The 16410-nt window shown below is 36.7% G+C and carries 24 protein-coding genes; 2 read left to right on the top strand and 22 right to left on the bottom strand.

Features of this window, described 5'->3' with window-relative positions; translation table 11 throughout:
* The 16 genes from HMPREF9013_RS00405 to HMPREF9013_RS00475 all read right to left on the bottom strand — a co-directional run.
* Window positions 1–1257, bottom strand: a 1257-nt coding sequence (locus HMPREF9013_RS00405; RefSeq protein ID WP_006626387.1) for an Ig-like domain-containing protein, incomplete at its 3' end; no start/stop codon positions are given.
* 209 nt (window positions 1258–1466) lie between these two features.
* A complete protein-coding gene (locus HMPREF9013_RS07145; RefSeq protein WP_006626388.1) occupies window positions 1467–1976 on the bottom strand; it encodes a TetR/AcrR family transcriptional regulator in 510 nt (169 codons plus the stop codon).
* Window positions 1977–2076: 100 nt separating this feature from the next.
* Entirely contained in the window at window positions 2077–2844 is a 768-nt protein-coding gene (locus HMPREF9013_RS07150; RefSeq protein ID WP_006626389.1) for a nucleoside phosphorylase, read from the bottom strand.
* Complete coding sequence (locus HMPREF9013_RS00420) at window positions 2841–3050, bottom strand: hypothetical protein (RefSeq protein ID WP_006626390.1); 210 nt, start codon at window positions 3048–3050, stop codon at window positions 2841–2843. The genes HMPREF9013_RS07150 and HMPREF9013_RS00420 overlap by 4 nt, the downstream gene beginning before the upstream one ends.
* A complete protein-coding gene (locus tag HMPREF9013_RS00425; RefSeq protein WP_040333197.1) occupies window positions 3047–3496 on the bottom strand; it encodes a hypothetical protein in 450 nt (149 codons plus the stop codon). The genes HMPREF9013_RS00420 and HMPREF9013_RS00425 overlap by 4 nt, the downstream gene beginning before the upstream one ends.
* A 12-nt stretch (window positions 3497–3508) precedes the next feature.
* Window positions 3509–4402: a site-specific tyrosine recombinase/integron integrase gene (xerA, locus tag HMPREF9013_RS00430; protein WP_006626392.1), complete on the bottom strand. Its 894-nt coding sequence runs from the start codon at window positions 4400–4402 to the stop codon at window positions 3509–3511.
* Window positions 4392–5690 (bottom strand): methylenetetrahydrofolate--tRNA-(uracil(54)-C(5))-methyltransferase (FADH(2)-oxidizing) TrmFO, encoded by a 1299-nt coding sequence (gene trmFO / locus HMPREF9013_RS00435; protein ID WP_006626393.1) that lies wholly within the window; start codon window positions 5688–5690, stop codon window positions 4392–4394. The genes xerA and trmFO overlap by 11 nt, the downstream gene beginning before the upstream one ends.
* Complete coding sequence (topA, locus tag HMPREF9013_RS00440; RefSeq protein ID WP_006626394.1) at window positions 5687–7717, bottom strand: type I DNA topoisomerase; 2031 nt, start codon at window positions 7715–7717, stop codon at window positions 5687–5689. Before topA ends, trmFO begins: the two co-directional genes overlap by 4 nt.
* 11 nt (window positions 7718–7728) lie before the next feature.
* Window positions 7729–8454, bottom strand: coding sequence for a DNA-processing protein DprA (gene dprA / locus HMPREF9013_RS00445; protein WP_006626395.1), 726 nt, complete (start codon window positions 8452–8454; stop codon window positions 7729–7731).
* A 35-nt stretch (window positions 8455–8489) separates the two neighbouring features.
* A complete protein-coding gene (locus tag HMPREF9013_RS00450) occupies window positions 8490–9092 on the bottom strand; it encodes a ribonuclease HII (RefSeq protein ID WP_006626396.1) in 603 nt (200 codons plus the stop codon).
* Window positions 9076–9936, bottom strand: coding sequence for a ribosome biogenesis GTPase YlqF (ylqF, locus tag HMPREF9013_RS00455; RefSeq protein ID WP_006626397.1), 861 nt, complete (start codon window positions 9934–9936; stop codon window positions 9076–9078). Before ylqF ends, HMPREF9013_RS00450 begins: the two co-directional genes overlap by 17 nt.
* Entirely contained in the window at window positions 9930–10487 is a 558-nt protein-coding gene (gene lepB, locus HMPREF9013_RS00460; protein ID WP_006626398.1) for a signal peptidase I, read from the bottom strand. The genes ylqF and lepB overlap by 7 nt, the downstream gene beginning before the upstream one ends.
* Window positions 10488–10555: 68 nt before the next feature.
* Window positions 10556–10906 carry a 50S ribosomal protein L19 gene (rplS, locus tag HMPREF9013_RS00465; RefSeq protein ID WP_006626399.1) on the bottom strand — a complete coding sequence of 117 codons (351 nt, stop codon included), beginning with the start codon at window positions 10904–10906 and terminating at the stop codon, window positions 10556–10558.
* 207 nt (window positions 10907–11113) lie between these two features.
* Entirely contained in the window at window positions 11114–11389 is a 276-nt protein-coding gene (locus tag HMPREF9013_RS07650; RefSeq protein ID WP_050772069.1) for an HAD family hydrolase, read from the bottom strand.
* Window positions 11386–11901 (bottom strand): HAD hydrolase family protein, encoded by a 516-nt coding sequence (locus HMPREF9013_RS00470; RefSeq protein WP_006626401.1) that lies wholly within the window; start codon window positions 11899–11901, stop codon window positions 11386–11388. The genes HMPREF9013_RS07650 and HMPREF9013_RS00470 overlap by 4 nt, the downstream gene beginning before the upstream one ends.
* On the bottom strand, window positions 11891–12589 hold the full coding sequence (locus tag HMPREF9013_RS00475; protein WP_006626402.1) for a 2-phosphosulfolactate phosphatase: 699 nt from the start codon (window positions 12587–12589) through the stop codon (window positions 11891–11893). The genes HMPREF9013_RS00470 and HMPREF9013_RS00475 overlap by 11 nt, the downstream gene beginning before the upstream one ends.
* Before the next feature lie 84 nt (window positions 12590–12673).
* Between HMPREF9013_RS00475 and HMPREF9013_RS00480 the strand changes: the two genes are divergently transcribed.
* Window positions 12674–13141 carry a hypothetical protein gene (locus HMPREF9013_RS00480; protein WP_006626403.1) on the top strand — a complete coding sequence of 156 codons (468 nt, stop codon included), beginning with the start codon at window positions 12674–12676 and terminating at the stop codon, window positions 13139–13141.
* Between the two features lie 8 nt (window positions 13142–13149).
* Here HMPREF9013_RS00480 and HMPREF9013_RS00485 read toward each other — a convergent pair whose 3' ends face one another.
* Together HMPREF9013_RS00485 and trhA are read right to left on the bottom strand one after the other, a co-directional pair.
* Entirely contained in the window at window positions 13150–13419 is a 270-nt protein-coding gene (locus HMPREF9013_RS00485) for a GNAT family N-acetyltransferase (RefSeq protein WP_006626404.1), read from the bottom strand.
* Window positions 13420–13426: 7 nt separating this feature from the next.
* Window positions 13427–14080, bottom strand: a complete 654-nt coding sequence (gene trhA / locus HMPREF9013_RS00490; RefSeq protein ID WP_006626405.1) for a PAQR family membrane homeostasis protein TrhA — start codon at window positions 14078–14080, stop codon at window positions 13427–13429.
* A 102-nt stretch (window positions 14081–14182) separates the two neighbouring features.
* Between trhA and HMPREF9013_RS00495 the strand changes: the two genes are divergently transcribed.
* On the top strand, window positions 14183–14620 hold the full coding sequence (locus HMPREF9013_RS00495; protein WP_006626406.1) for a DUF1836 domain-containing protein: 438 nt from the start codon (window positions 14183–14185) through the stop codon (window positions 14618–14620).
* A 31-nt stretch (window positions 14621–14651) separates the two neighbouring features.
* On the opposite strand, the gene trmD is transcribed toward HMPREF9013_RS00495, so the two are convergent.
* Genes trmD through rpsP form a run of 4 tightly spaced genes read right to left on the bottom strand, consistent with a single transcriptional unit; the run spans window position 14652 to window position 16398 of the window.
* The gene (gene trmD, locus HMPREF9013_RS00500) at window positions 14652–15332 is read right to left on the bottom strand and encodes a tRNA (guanosine(37)-N1)-methyltransferase TrmD (RefSeq protein ID WP_006626407.1); all 681 of its coding nucleotides are present in this window, start codon (window positions 15330–15332) and stop codon (window positions 14652–14654) included.
* On the bottom strand, window positions 15329–15826 hold the full coding sequence (rimM, locus tag HMPREF9013_RS00505) for a ribosome maturation factor RimM (RefSeq protein WP_006626408.1): 498 nt from the start codon (window positions 15824–15826) through the stop codon (window positions 15329–15331). The genes trmD and rimM overlap by 4 nt, the downstream gene beginning before the upstream one ends.
* A 36-nt stretch (window positions 15827–15862) precedes the next feature.
* Entirely contained in the window at window positions 15863–16111 is a 249-nt protein-coding gene (locus HMPREF9013_RS00510; RefSeq protein ID WP_006626409.1) for a KH domain-containing protein, read from the bottom strand.
* Window positions 16112–16113: 2 nt separating this feature from the next.
* Window positions 16114–16398, bottom strand: a complete 285-nt coding sequence (gene rpsP / locus HMPREF9013_RS00515; RefSeq protein WP_006626410.1) for a 30S ribosomal protein S16 — start codon at window positions 16396–16398, stop codon at window positions 16114–16116.
* Window positions 16399–16410 lie beyond the last annotated feature (12 nt).

The following is a 16410-nucleotide window of genomic DNA, read 5'->3' on the forward strand; positions in this document are numbered from 1 at the left end:
ATTTTTAATCGTTTTCTTGGCGATTTTTGTGCCTGCATCAAAATCTTGAGGAAGAACAGAGACATCTTGACTGGCAATAAATCCCTGCGGTGTCTTCGCTTCACGAATCGTATATTTGTCCGGTAACAAGCCTTCTAATTTTGCATATCCATTTTCATCTGTTTTTACTTTCCCTACAGATACACCGGATCGATCTCGAATGATATCGAATTCTACATTCTTCAATGGTTTTCCTTCAGTATCCGTTTTATGAATTTCAATGGCATATTCATATTTCAATCCCGAACCGCCGGCTCCAATAATTTTATAGGTATAGCTAGATTTATATTCTTGTCCATTATTTGTAAAAGTAGCTTTGTTTTTAAACATTTCCCCATCCAAAGGACTATAAGAAATCTTTGTACGATAACGGAACCACAACCCTTTTCCGGCCGGCAAGTTTCCAATATTAATGGTTAAAGTTGATCCATTATAAGTAACCTTATCTTTATACTTATCGGTTACAGTCACCGGATTAATCATTTTCACGTCATCATGAGCAGGTGTCAATTCCCATTTACCTTCAAAAACTTCCAATGTGCCAGGTATATAAGATACACCAGGATCCAAAAGAGTATCTACCACTTTAGCATTAATCAATTGCTTGTTTTCTTGATTGACCTTAACTTGATAAATACCAACTGTTTTATCTTGACTCCACATCCATCCGGATTTGATAACGGGCTGTAAAGAAGCGGTTCCAAGTTTATAAGGAACTGTTCCTGCCGAAACGGTTTCTCCGTTGATTGTTAAATTCACCGGAATATTTCCCGATGTGGTATGAACGGCATTATCAATTTGAGCATTAAAATAAAAATTTCCATGTATACCCGCTTTACCTTCTACATAACTGGTATAAGTCAAAACCACTTTAGCCGGATTTTCGTTGATGACCTTACCATTGGCAATCACATGGTTACCATTCTTAATTTCAAAATTAAATGGTGATGCCGGAACAATTCCTGCCGGTAAAGTGATCGTGGTGGTATCCCCTTGATGCACTGAATTATCTGGTAACCTATACTCAGCGTTAATTCGAAATGGACTCCAGGCACCAATCGGTTTTGTTAAAGGATGACCATCTGTCCCCGTGATAGTTGCCTTTGTAACAACATTGCTAAGTTCATCTGCATAAGCAGGAGCACTTACCTTTGGCAAAACAACACTCAATGTCATCAACAACGACCAAACAAAAATCAACCATTTTTTCTTTTTCATATCTTCTCTTCCCTTTCTTATTCCGACATCAATTCAAAAATAAAACGCTTCTATTTCCTATTCTTCACTTCCTCTATTTAATTAAATAGAAAAATAAGATTGTCGAGTACTAAAAATACCAAATCTTCTATCAACTAAATTCTAACAAATGAATGACAGAAAATCTACTGACCCTTCATTTCATAAAACCATAGATAATCACGGATATATTAAAGTATTTCTTTTTCCAGCGGATATTTATCAAAACAATTCAAATAGTCACGGAGTTCTTCTTGATTTTCTTTAAAACCATTTCTCATCCAATGATTCATGATACCAAAAAACATCCCGGCATACATTTCTAACACATAACCCTTCCTTGGATTATCCATCTTAGGTAATAAAGATTTATATAGGTAGTCATATAATAAATTCGTACTATTCGACATCTTTAAAACCACTAAGATCGGTTTCAACTCTTCCAATAATGGTAAATAATCTTTGAAACCATGAAGCTGGTCATGGTGTATACAACACCACTTTTTCGTGATCTCATTTAATTGTTGAATCACCACTTCTTTTTTAGAACCAAAGTTTCGGTAGAAAGAAACTCTCCCCACACCAGCCAGATCCGTTATTTCTTTGATCTTAATTTTTCCAAATTCTTTGTTACGCATCAAACGTAACAAAGCTTCTGTAATACTTTCTCTAACCACTTGATTCAGTGTTAAATTTGACATGACAATACCCCTTTGTATAAAGTGTGACCATTGTATCATTCTTTTTAAAAAATAGATGTTTAATGCCCAGTTCCTTCAAATTTCCACAAAAAAAAGCGGATCACTTTGCTTCCAGCATTTCTTCCGCAAATTTTTTAGCCAAAAAAGTCATTTCAACACGAATGTCTTTTTCTCCTTCATAGCCAAGAATACCTACTTCATGTTCTTCACCAGCTAAGGAATCGGCCGTATAGAAAAATGGATAATAATTCAAACCAAAACTTTGACTGACCGCTTGTAAAGCACTGGCTTCCATGTCCACACCAATACAACCTTGAGCAATATGTTCCTGTACTTCTTCTTTCGTTTCCCGATAAAATGCATCGGTTGTCCATACTTTTCCTTCTATATAAGCCAACTGATGTTTTTCATAAAAAGTTTGAATGAGAGCAGAACCCGGCAAATCAATAAAATCCGATGGTTCCATATAGTGATAACTCGTCCCTTCATCTCGATACGCTTCTTTCATCAACAATAAATGACCCGGCTGAAGCGGAACCAATCCACCGCATGAGCCAAAAACCACCCAATTTTTCACATGGAACAAAGCACTGGTTTCTATCATCGCTCCATGTGCGACAGAAGCCCCAACCGGAAAATGACAAATACCAATATGACAATCCTTAAATAAATAAACATAGCTGGTGACAGACGCATTACCGGAAAACTCTACATTTGGAATCTTTTCAATCCAATCTCTTGCTAATAAATCTTCAATCAAACGGGCTGAAAAGGTTGCTAAGCAAGTTTCAATTTCCACTCCTTGAAAGAAAGAATCATCCAATGTAATCATCGGTAAAGAATCTTGACGATAAGAATGAATGATCATACATAAAACCTCTCTTCAATCATAGCCTTCATTTTAGCATAGCCCTTTTCTGAGATGGTTCCCCTTTGAAGCATTTTTTCTAACTCACTATACATTTGTTTTAATTCCGGATCTTGAGCCTGATCAATACGCTCTATCATCTGTTTTTCAAGATCGCTCAAATGCCCCATAAAAAAGATTTCTTTTAATTGGCGAAAAAAATTCATTTTGTTTTTACCTCTTGCCAAGAAGACCAAAATTCTTGTTTTGCATTGCCATCCACACGAACTTGATACGTCCGTCCATAAATAGGCGCAAATTGAATCACACCGTTCACCGAATTCGCATTTCCTAAGTTCCAATCATTCTTATGATCCTCTTTTGTGAACAGGTAAATCTGAACCGAAAAGCCCTGCACATCCTTTAATGCTTTTAATTCCTGACGATTAAAGTAGAAGTACAAAAGGCGATCCTTATGGTTGACATCCACTTCCATTCGCTTCTTTGTTAAGATTTGACCGTTTTCAGTCAACACCATGGTTACTGAATGAACCGGTTCTTGAACATTTAAAGATAATTGAACTAAAAATTCATCTTTGCCCACTGTTCTTGAACAACCTATTAAACAGATCGTACAAACAAAAATTAAAAAAATTGATAAATGACGTTTCATGAGAATGCCTTTCTATTTATGTGATAAAGGATGTGTTTCTGCAATCACTCTTCTCAAAGTGTCTTGCGAAACATGGGTATAAATTTGCGTCGTGCTTAAATTTTCATGACCTAACAGAGATTGTACAATTCTTAAATCAGCTCCATTATCTAGTAAATGAGTTGCGAAACTATGTCGCAATACATGCGGATGAAGTTGAAAAGGAAGTTTTAATTCCCGACCCTTCTTTTCTAATAATAACTGAATAGAGCGAACAGAGATAGCTTTTCCTTTCGAACCTTTAAAAAAAGGATCGCTCAGTTGAGAAAAAGAACCATATTTCTTAAGATACTTGGTTAATAAATCTCCTAATTCTTTATAAAAAGGAACGATTCTTTCTTTGCTTTCCTTTCCCATGACTCGAACATAATAATCACGAAAGTGAATGTCCTGAATTTTTATATTGGCACACTCACTAATACGAAGACCACAAGCATATAAAAGTTCCACAATACAACGGTTGCGTAAACCTTTTTTATCTTCTAAATCAAATGAATCCAATAAATCTTGCACCTGATCTACGGTAAGATATTCCGGCAAGGGACGCGAAGTTTTCACATTTTTGAAAGAAGACATTGGATTATGACCAATTCCTTCTACCACATTTAAATATCTGAAAAATGAACGCAAAGAAGATAAATGGCGGTCATAACTACTATTAGAAAGATGATTCTTTTGACGCAAAGTGGTGAAATATTCTAATAAAAAATTCTTATCTACTCTTTTCCAAGTATGAATTTTCTTTTTTTCTAAATAGGCAATAAAATTCTCCACATCTCTTCGATAAGCTTTCTCCGTATGCAAAGAACCTGTTCTGGCTAAGCGAATATAATCCAAGAAGGATTTCAACGATTTCTTATAATCCATATTTTTCTTTCAACTCTTGAATATGAACTATGGATTGAGGAGCATACGCCTCTTTTTTCTCTTTCTTTTTGACCATCTTTTCCAAAACCATAATGCCAAAGTTAGCGTTCATCGGTTGAAAATTTGTTGTCGAAGCGTGCGATATATAATGTGCCATAGCCCCAATCATAGTTCCCTGACCAAAATGAATTTCTTCCTGGCCTTGTAGAATTTGTGCCATATTTATTCCTGCCACAAAACCGCTGGCACAAGATTCAATGTATCCCTCTACTCCCGTCATTTGTCCTGCAAAAAACAGCTTTTCCTCTCGTGAAACTCGATAAGTATCTTCTAAATATTTTGGTGAATTGATATAACTATTTCGATGCATGACACCATAACGAACAATTTCCGCCTTTTCCAAACCGGGAATCAACTGAATGACTTTCTTTTGCTCAGGCCATTTCAAATGTGTTTGAAAGCCAACGATATTGTACAAAGAAGCAGCCGCATTATCTTGTCGCAATTGAACGACCGCATAGGGATTTTCTTTCCCTTTTTGTTCTAAACCGACCGGTTTCATCGGTCCAAACAATAAAGTTTTCATTCCTCTTTTAGCCATCACTTCAAATGGCATGCACCCTTCAAAATAAATTTCTTTTTCAAAGTGGTGCGTTTCAGCTGTTTCAGCTGTTATTACCGCCTGATAAAAAGCCATAAACTCTTCTTGATTCATAGGACAATTAATATAATCGTCGCCCCCTTTATCATAACGAGACTTTCGATAAGCTTTATTAAAATCAATGGATTCTAAAGTCACAATGGGAGCTGCTGCATCATAAAAATAAAAATCCTTTTCTTGAAAATACTCTTGAATAGATTTTGAAATAGCTTCGGAACTCAAAGGACCGGAAGCCACAATTGTCGGAAGAGAAACATCTAATGTTTGAATTTCTTCATGATGAATGGTGACATTTGCCATTTTCTGAATACGTCTGGTTACTTCCAAAGAAAAACGATCACGATCTACCGCCAAGGCAGATCCAGCCGGAATTTTTGTTTCATCCGCCACTTTCATAATGAGAGAATCCATCATTCGCAATTCATTTTTCAAAACGCCAATCGCATTGGTCAAGGCATCACTTCGAAAACTATTGGAACAAACCAATTCCGCAAAATAATCACTATGATGTGCTGGTGAAAATTTTATCGGCTTCATCTCATATAAATCAACTTCAAAGCCTCTTTTAGCTAACTGATAAGTAGCCTCACACCCTGCCAATCCGGCTCCAATCACCCTAACCCTCACGTTGACTTCTTCTTTCTAAGATGACTTTTCTTTTTCAATTCAATAGGTTCTCCCTCTAATGTTTCCATATGACGGCATTTTGGATAATTTGAACAACCCACAAAATAAGTCCCAAATCTGGATTTCCGCTTCACTAATTCGCCACCACAATCTGGACAAACTTTACCAATCGGTTCCGGTTTTTCTTTTTCTTTCTCCACTAAAGGTCTTGTATAGCGGCAAGTCGGAAATGTCGAACAAGAAATAAATTTTCCAAAACGTCCATTCCGATAAACCAATTCATTTCCACAAAGAGGACATTCTTCTCCTACTTTTTCCAGTTCTTTAACTTCCATTCTTTCGTACGCATTGGTTAATAGAGGTTCAAAAGTTTCATAGAATTTCCGAAGTGTTTCCACTTCATCCAATCGACCATCCGCAATTTCATCCAATTGAGATTCCAAACCGGCAGTATACTTCACATTAATGATGGAAGAAAAATACCGGTCCAATTGTTCCGCAGTCAATACTCCTTGTTCGCTTGGCTTAAAGACTTTTGTCTTCGAATTTTCTGAACTCTTCTCCAAAGACACATAACCACGTGCCACGATTGTATCAATAATGGTCGCATAAGTAGATGGACGACCAATACCATCTTCTTCCATCGCTTTGACTAACTTCGCTTCCGTATATCGAGTTGGCGGTTCCGTAAAATGCTGGTTACGAGATAGCTTCTTCGCCTTCATTTCTTCTCCTTCCAAAACCTCCGGCAATAACACATCTTTACTACTATCAAAAGAACCATAGGCCTTTAAATATCCATCAAACTTTAAGGTCGATCCTGAAACAGAGAAATCATAATCACCTTGACTTAAAATAATGGTTTTAGAATCATATTGAGCCGCTACCATAAGAGAAGCTAACGAACGATAATAAATCAAATGATACAGTTTATATTGTTCACTGGTTAAATATTCTTTAATTGATTCCGGTGTATACGTCACATTGGTTGGTCGAATAGCTTCATGAGCATCTTGTGAGTTCACATCATTTTTAACACGATATCTTCCAACATAATTCCGACCATAGTCACTTTCAATCTTCTTTTTAGCAGCATGACGATACACATCCGATAAGCGAGTGCTATCGGTACGCATATACGTAATCAGACCTTCTAAGCCATGACCAACATCCATCCCCTCATACAATCGTTGTGCAATTGACATGGTTCTTTTTGGTGAAAAACCCAATTTAGTAGCCGCTTCTTGTTGAAGTGTTGAAGTAATAAAAGCAGGCTTCGGCTCTCTTTTACGAACAGAAGATTTCACCTCTGTAACCACAAAGTTTCCTTGACACGCTTCATAAATTAAATTGGCTTCTTCCGCATTTTGAACTTTCGCTTTTTTACCATTGATTTTAGCTAAACCGGCTTCAAACTCTCGATGATCTTTTTCAAATAAAGCTTCCAATGTCCAATACTCTTCCGGTCGAAAAGATTGAATCTCCTTTTCTCTTTCAACAATTAACTTCAAAGCGACCGATTGAACACGTCCAGCCGACTTGGAACGAATCTTTTTTTGAAGTAACTTTGACAACTTAAAACCAATGATGCGATCTAAAATACGACGAGCTTCTTGAGAATGAACCAAATCCATATCAATGGTTCTCGGTTGTTCAAAAGCTTTTTGAATGGCATCCTTAGTGATTTCATGAAAAGTAACACGATCAATATCTGTTTCTTCCAAACCCAACTCTTGTGCCAAATGCCAAGAAATAGCTTCACCTTCCCGATCCGGGTCGGTTGCCAAATATACCTTTTTTGCCTTTGACGCTTCCGCTTTCAATTCTTTAACTATCTCTTTTTTATCTTTAGAAATCACATAAGTAGCCGCAAAATCATTGTCAACATCGACTCCTAAGCCATCCTTGCCTCGAGTAGCTAAATCACGAATATGTCCTTTACTGGAAACAACCATATAGTCTTTTCCCAAATACTTTCCAATGGTTTTCGATTTTGAGGGGGATTCCACAATAACTAAATTTTTCATTTCATTCTCTCCTATTCAAAAACTTCCTCTATGTATAAAGAAGCTCCTTCTTGTATCAATTGATTGCATCCGCTACCCTCTATTTCATCTAGGGGGTATGGTAAACAATACACATCTTTTCCTAATTGTAACGCTTCTTGAACTGTAATCATCGTACCGGATCTGGATTTAGCTTGCGTTACAATGATCTTTTCACCTAAAGCAGCCAATAAACGATTACGCCATGGAAAATGAACTTTTTGTACTCCGACATAACCCGGCCATTCGCTTAATATCAGATGATTTCGACTCAACTGTTGATAAAGTTTTTCATTACAGCGAGGATAATGTACCTCCAGACCTGATCCGATCACGGCAATCGTAAGACCGTCTTCCAGACAACTTTGATGAACCATCGCATCCACACCTTTAGCCAGTCCAGAAACCAACACAAAGTCCTTTTTTAATTTAGCACAAACTTGCTTAGTATAGTATTCTCCTCTTTCACTTATTTTCCGTGAACCAACAATGGTTACCTTTCTTTTCTCTAAGATAGCTACATTTCCTCGATAAAACAAGACCCAAGGAGGATATTCCAAATGGCGAAATTCTTCTGGATACTCCGGATCTAAATAAGTGATATACGGTTCATATACCGTGTAATAAGGATTTTCTTCTTCTTGCAAAATAGCTTGTTCAACCGCTTTCCAATTACCCGCATACCGGTAACTGTATTGAGCAATATCTTCTCTTGTCATATTTCACCTCTAAGGTGATATTCCCCAAAAGAAGATTATTCCTCTATGATTTTTTTCACCGGTCCATAACTTCTTCGATGAATCTTTGTAATACCTAATGCCTTTAAAGCCTCTCGATGTTCCTTGGTTGGATAGCCTTTATTTTTAGCTAGACCATAGCCCGGAAATTGGCGATCCAATTCCACCATTACATGATCCCTAGACACTTTAGCCAAAATACTGGCCGCCGCTATAGAAATGGATTTTTGATCTCCTTTTACCAAGTCATGCACTTCTTTGTCCAAATTCAATGGCATAGCATCGGTTAAAACCACTTCGCAAGGAGCTTTTTGAGCAATTTCAAGCATCGCTTCTTTTGTGGCTTGGTAAATGTTCTTTTCATCAATCACTTCTACCGGCACTTCAATAATTTGAAACCATATCGCATCTTGCTGAATTTGTTTAAACAGGTGCTCCCTTTTCTTTTCCGATATCGCCTTTGAATCATAGATTTCTTCATTCTCATAGCCTATTGGGAAAATCACTCCCGCCACGAACAACGATCCAGCTAAAGGCCCTCTTCCCGCCTCGTCAATACCGACCAATCTTTTCGAAGAAAACCAGGCTTTTTTTTCATATTCATTACCGCATATCTTCATGAACACTCTCCAAACTAATACCGCCAAACTTTCCCTTGCGCAAATCATGAATAAAAGATTGAGCCGCTCGTTTAGTATCCCAAAGATCTCCCTCTAACTTAAAACCTCTTTTCTGAGCAATGGCTTTTAACATTTGATTTGGATTTAAATTTTCTTGAATTCCGTAGACCTGTGAAAAGAAATGAGGATATCCTTCTTGAATGGAGCGAATCGTGTCCATGGCAATGAATTTTTGATCCAAAATATCTTCATTGATTGAACCTAACACAGCCAATAAAGATCCTACCCTTTGATCTTCAAATTTTGGCCATAGAACCCCTGGTGTATCCAGTAAATCTAATTCTCTATCGGCATGCAACCAAGTCAAAGAACGTGTTACCCCAGGACGATTAGCTACTTCTAAACGATTTTTTCCAGAAATACGATTGATCAGTGTACTCTTTCCTACATTGGGAATTCCACAAACCATTGCTCGAATCGGTCTAGGCTCTATTCCTCGACTTCTTTGTTTGTCTCTTTTTTTCTGATTTAATTTTAAGCAAGCTGAGACAATTTCTTTTTGGAAACCTTGCCCTTTTTTCATATTCACAGCTATTGCTTTTTGATTTTCCCGATCAAAATAACGAATCCATTCCTTTATTTTAATCGGATCAGCTAAATCAATTTTCGTCAATAAAATCAATCTTGGTTTTTGACCTATTAATTGATCGATCAAAGGATTCTTAGAAGCTAATGGAATTCGTGCATCCCGACATTCAATCACCATATCCACCACTTTAACTTTTTCACTCATCTCACGACGAGCCTTTTCCATATGCCCCGGATACCATTGAATATTTACCATGACTTCACCCCAAAATCAGAAAATGGAAATAAAATAAAGACACCTTTCGAAATAATTTGTTTTTTTGCAAACGGTCCATACACCCGAGAATCGGAAGAATTAGGCCGATTATCTCCTAAACAAAAATAAGAATGATTAGGAATCGTTTGTTCAGGAATTTCAGAAGTAAATGAATTTCCATATCGCTTGCGATATTCATGATTCAAGAATGGTTCTTCCATTTCTTTTCCATTGATAAATAACTTTGAATCTCGATAGGCGATCGTTTCTCCTGGCAAACCGATAATTCGTTTCACAATGTATTCCTTCTTTTCAGGTAAATAGATAATGACCACATCAAAACGTTTTAGACCGCCAATCGTCAATCCGATTGTATTAGAAATTCCATAAGCCCCATCCTCTAAAGTTGGATACATGGATCTCCCTTTCACTTGAATTGGTCGAAAAACATAATGAACTACGATCATAACGACCGCAAAAGAAATGAGCATATCACGTATAAATAAAACCAATTCACTTTTTTCTTTTTTCACTTTTTTATTTTCATCCATACCAAGACTCCTTTACTACTCTACCACAAAAAAAGAGAAAGATACCTCTTTCTCTTTCCCAAATTTTCTTAACGACGACGTTCCTTGATACGAGCGTTTTTAGCCGATCTACCCTTAAGATAAGTTAACTTAGCACGACGAACCTTACCTAAACGAACCACTTCGATCTTTTCAATGATTGGAGAATGCACAGGGAATGTACGTTGCACCCCAACTCCATTGGAAATCTTACGAACCGTAAAAGTAGATCCGATCCCACCATTAGAACGATCCACTACAACACCTTCAAAAATCTGAATACGAGATTTCTCACCTTCACGAATACGAACGTGAACTTTCACTGAATCTCCAGAACGAAACTCCGGAACATCATCGCGCATTTGTGACTTTGTAATCTTGTCAATTAAATTTAAATTCATTTTTTTCTCCTTTTCTGACAAATATCTAGTTTGGCTCATGGCCTTTTGCCAGCGGAACCTAGATGCACATAGTGCCCTAATAGATTACCACAAACAAAAAGACTTGCCAAGGTTTTTAGCATTCAACCTGAACCCTCTACGATTCAAACATCTTTTTAGATAGCCTTGCCAATTCATTCACCGATTAGCCACCATCATTTTTTATCTTTAATCCTCTACTTTCTCAAACCATCCAAAATGCATACATGTCTTATAAATTCCATCATGATAAGAACAATCCGCGACATAATCAGCCATTTCTTTCAGAGCTGATTCTCCATTACCCATTGCTACTTTAAAATAGTCCGGTTCAAACATCACTTTATCATTATTCCCATCTCCAAAAACAACCACCTGATCTGGTTTGGCTTGAATCACCTGTAATAGATTTCGAATCCCTTCATTCTTTTTGTCGTACTGAACCACTATATAATCTCTACTCATCCGCAAATGACCCAGACTTTCAATCCATGGGTATTTTTTTCGTCTTCTTTCTGAACAGCTAAATAAATTTTATAAATATCCCTCAAAGAAAAAATTTCTAAACCCGGTCGATAGTGATAAGTCGTCAATTCCTTACGAAGCCCAGCTTGTTCTAAAAAACGAAAATCCTTAAATTCTACACTGTCGTTATCTTCTCTTAGCAAAAGATAGCCTAGATGATGCCGATCAGCTTCCTTTAAATAATCGTGAACCAATTCTGCATCCAAAGTTTCATTACTGATGATTTCATCATTTAAAACCAAACATCCTCCGCCCGCACAAACAAAATGATGAATCCCTAATTCTCGAGCAACATCAACCGTTTTATAATGCATACGCCCTGTTGCAATTGCCACAAAATGACCGGCTTCTTGAAGACACCGTATCGCCACTTTAGCACTAGGCACAATTTGATGCGTACGATCATCGGTCAAAGTGCCGTCAATATCAAAGAAAAAAACTTTAAACTTCATGAACTTTCTCCCAAACCATTTGGCATTGATGGTTTTCCCATACTACCCGATTCACCCCTTGGAAACAATCCACTTGGGTACATAATTCAAAATCTTCTTTTGGAAATTGCGGTTGTGTTGGATCAAAGAATTTCTTTCCTTCACTTTGCTTTAAAGACTCTATTTTCGCTTCTAAATTAGGAAATTTCTCTCCTTTTAAAAGTGACATCATATACTGTGCACATAAGTTATCTTCTTCACTCATTCTTTTCCCATTCCAACCCATAGGTACAATAGAGACAATATCACACTTTTTTCGTTGAATGTAAGAAATCGTTGCTTTCGCATTTACCAAAGCTCCTGTTACCATTTCATCTGCTTTCGTTGCATTCATAATACCTTGTACACCAGCACTAGTGGTGTGGATTATGATTTTATCCCTTAAATCTTGATCTATTATCTCACTAGGAGAATTTCCATAGTCAAAACCATTAATTTGAATGCCATTTCTTTCCCCAATCAAAATAGCTTCCGGATATATTTTTTTTAAGGCAAAGGCTTCCTCTATTTTTTGAACAGGAAAAATAGCTTTCACTGCTTTCTCGTGCAAATACACTTCTAAAGAAAAAGCCCGAAAAACATCGATAATAACTGTCAATCCGGTAGCCTCTTTCGCTCCTTTTAATAGTGGTAAAATTTGTATATTCAAAACCAATCTCCTCCTTTTTGAATATACCATTTTCACTTGAAAAATACACGTATTAAAGCTATGATAAAAACAAGGTAACTATATATGGGTCAAAACAATTATACAAATTTTCAATTCCGCCATTATGCGGTTTCCACCGTTGCGATCTATGGAACCAATAGCCCGACTTTAGTTTCTGGTAATTTGGTTTTACGACGCTATTATAAAGACGCTTCTTGTAAAGATATGGATATTCCTAGAACGAATCGTTCTACCTTAGATACCATCTTCTTTGAAACCAATAAATTAATTCGTATTCCTTTAGAAGACCAGTATACCGGTAAACGAGTTCTTACTTCCACACCGATTCCTGCTTTTGGATCTCAATATGTGATTGCCTATAACACAGCTGAAATTCCAAGCGAACGTTATGATGATCAGCTGGCCATCTTAGCCCCGGTCGATCAAGAGGCTCATGGAGTAGCGATTATCCTAAAGAAAGATAAAGATGGATTGATTCAATGGTTGGATCACAAAGAAGCTAAAGAGATCATTCATAAATTAAAGGGTTAGCCTACCAGCTAACCCTTTAATACGTCCTTTAGACTTTCATCTTTTTCGAATTGATGAATGGCATACGAACAAATCGGTACGATCTTTTTACCTTGTTTACGAGCTTCTTGTACTACTTTGAGGAAGACTTTTTTAGCTAATCCTTGACCTTGATATGCCTCATCTACAACAGTATGCTCAATCATCCATACATCTTTTTCTTCCACAAAAGAACAATACGCAACCACTTTTTCATCATCAATTAAAACAGCTCGATCTTCTCTCATTTCTAATTTCATATATCTATTATGCCACAAAAAAGAACATGAGTAGATAATGACACAACGATCCAAGCATCACCAATACATGAAAGATTTCATGATTTCCAAATTCTTTAGTACCAATAGGTCTTTTAGAAGCATATAAATACGCTCCAACACTATAAAAAATACCCCCTAATAACAACCAGAAAAAACCACCAATTCCAAATTTCACCAACATCATTGGAACTAATAACACAGAAATCCAACCCATTCCTAAGTATAAAATAGAAGATACCCATTTGGGACAAGTCACCCAGCACATTTTAAAAATAGTCCCGATAATGGCCAATATCCAAATACCAATTCCTAAATACTTGGATTCCGGATAAAAGATTCCTAAGCACAAAGGAGTATATGATCCGGAAATGAAATAGAAAATGGATATATGATCTATTCTTTTTAAAAGCAATTCCTTTTCTCGTGCCAAGCGAAAAGAATGATAAGTTGTACTAGCTCCATACAACAAAACCATGGTAGCCATAAAGACAGCTAATGTCACTAATATTCGTATATCAGCTTGATGAATGGCAGCTCGAATCAATAAAATAGGAGTCGCCATCAACGATAAAAGAAAGCCAATAAAATGAGTAAGGGAAGAATACTTATCTTTTACTTTGAAGAAGTTTATTTCATTCATACCAATATCCTCCTAAAAACCATATTATCGGTTATTAAAAAACCTGTCAATGATTATTGTTAATCTGATTGAAAAATTTTATAAAACTCTTATAATCAAAGTATGAATAAACCATTACTTTTACCTGAATACAATCAAATACCAAGTGTCGGTCTCTATTTAGAACAAGTGGTGAAACTCATCAATCGTTCCTTTGAACATTACCCCAGCCTGATGGTGACACCATCCATGATTTCCAACTATGCTAAAAAAAAGCTTATTGGAAGAGCTACTAAAAAACAATACTCCCTTGATCAAATTGCAACCCTCTATTTTATTGCCTTGTGTAAAAATGTGATTTCTATTGAAAATATTGCTCAATTTTTGAAAGAGAATCCTTTAGAAACCAAAGAACTGTATGAAACTTTCCGCAACTCTCTTCTCTATCATTTATCACAATCTATGCCAAGTGCTAAAAAAACAACAGATACTTTAGATCATTTATCTCTAGCCGTTACTTACCACATTATTTTACTCAATGACTTTCAAAAAAATCTTTAGAATTCCTAGTTCTAAAAAATAAAAGAAGGAGTTACTCCCTCTTTTGATAATCTTGGTATAAATCAGGTCTCATTTTTTTAGTTCTTAAAAGAGACTGTTCTTGCCGATACGCATGAATCTTAGCATGATTTCCACTACGTAATACTTCCGGTACTTCTTTTCCTTCAAAGATGGCCGGTTGGGTATATTGAGGATATTCCAACAAACCATTTTCAAAAGATTCTTCTTCTGTACTACCTTCACTAATCACTCCCGGTAATAGGCGAACAACAGCATCTGTAATGACCATGGCAGCCAATTCTCCCCCACTTAACACATAATCGCCAATAGAAAGAATCCCATCGCAATACTCTTCAATACGATAATCAAATCCTTCATAATGACCGCATAAAAGAATAAGATGTGAACATTGAGCCATTTCATGGGCTTTTTTTTGTTTGAAAAGGCAACCGCTTGGAGCCAATAAATAAACCTGACTATCTTCTTTTCGAATTGAACGAATAGCTTTTAAAACAGGTTCGCATTGAATCACCTGACCCTTGCCCCCACCAAAAGGGCGATCATCCACCGAACGATGAGCGCCTTTCCCAAAGTTCCTCAGTGCAACATATTCCACTTCTACTAAACCTTTTTCTTGAGCTCTTCCTAAAATAGAACTATTCAAATAAGCAGGGAAAACCTCGGGAAACAAAGAAATAATACTAATTTTCATTGAAATTCCTCCCAGCGATTCACATATACTTTTCTCTCTTCTTGATCCACTCGATCAATGAAGCTGGGAATAAAAGGATAGAGAACCTCCTTTTTCTCAGTCTCGACCCGCAAATTATTTTGAGCACCAAGAGTTTCTTCTACCGCTAAAATAGTTCCTACCAAACTTCCCTTTTCCGAAATGACGCTTAATCCAATCAGTTGATGACGATAATATTCTCCCTTTTTCAAATGAACTTGATCGTTTTGATCAATGTACAATCCTTTCCCTTTCCAATCTTGAACCAAGTTAATATCTTGATATCCCACAAATTGAAGAAGATACATCTCTTTCTGAAGACGGCTAGAGGATATTAATAATTCCTTTTGATCGTCTAAATACAATTTTTTCCCTTTTTTGAAATGAATATTTGGAAAATCTGTTTCTGATCGAACCTTCAGTTCTCCTTTGATACCATGAGTATTTTGAATCCATCCCACTTGAATTTTCTTCATAAGCCTCCTTAGAAAAAAGAATGCTTGTCGCATTCCTTAATCTTGTTCAAACTTGATCACTATGTGACGATGATCACTATGTGACGAAATAGACATTACTTGTCTAAGAGAACTGGCCATAGATCCCTTACGACCAATCAAACGAGCAATATCCGAACGATTGGCATGGACCTTTAAAACGACATCTTTCCGATTCTCATCGCCCTCTTGTTCAATGCGCAAAGTTTCCGGTTGATCCATCATCGGCTCAATCAGACCCCTTAGGACTTGCTTTAAATCTGCCATGTTTAAGCCTTCTTCTTAGCAGCTACTTTTTCATCGTGGAACTTCTTCATAATACCCTTATCTGAAAGAAGACTACGAACTGTATCTGATGGTTGAGCACCATTTCTTAGCCACTTCAATGCTTTTTCTTCATCTACAACCAATTCCTTAGGTTGAGAAGTAGGATTATAATGACCGATGGTTTCAATATTTCTTCCATCACGAGCGAAATGTGAATCCGCTGCCACAATTCTGTAACGAGGAGCCTTCTTAGCACCCATTCTCTTTAATCTTAATTTAACCGACATATTTTCCTCCTA

Source organism: Bulleidia extructa W1219, from assembly GCF_000177375.1.
GTDB lineage: Bacteria > Bacillota_I > Bacilli_A > Erysipelotrichales > Erysipelotrichaceae > Bulleidia > Bulleidia extructa.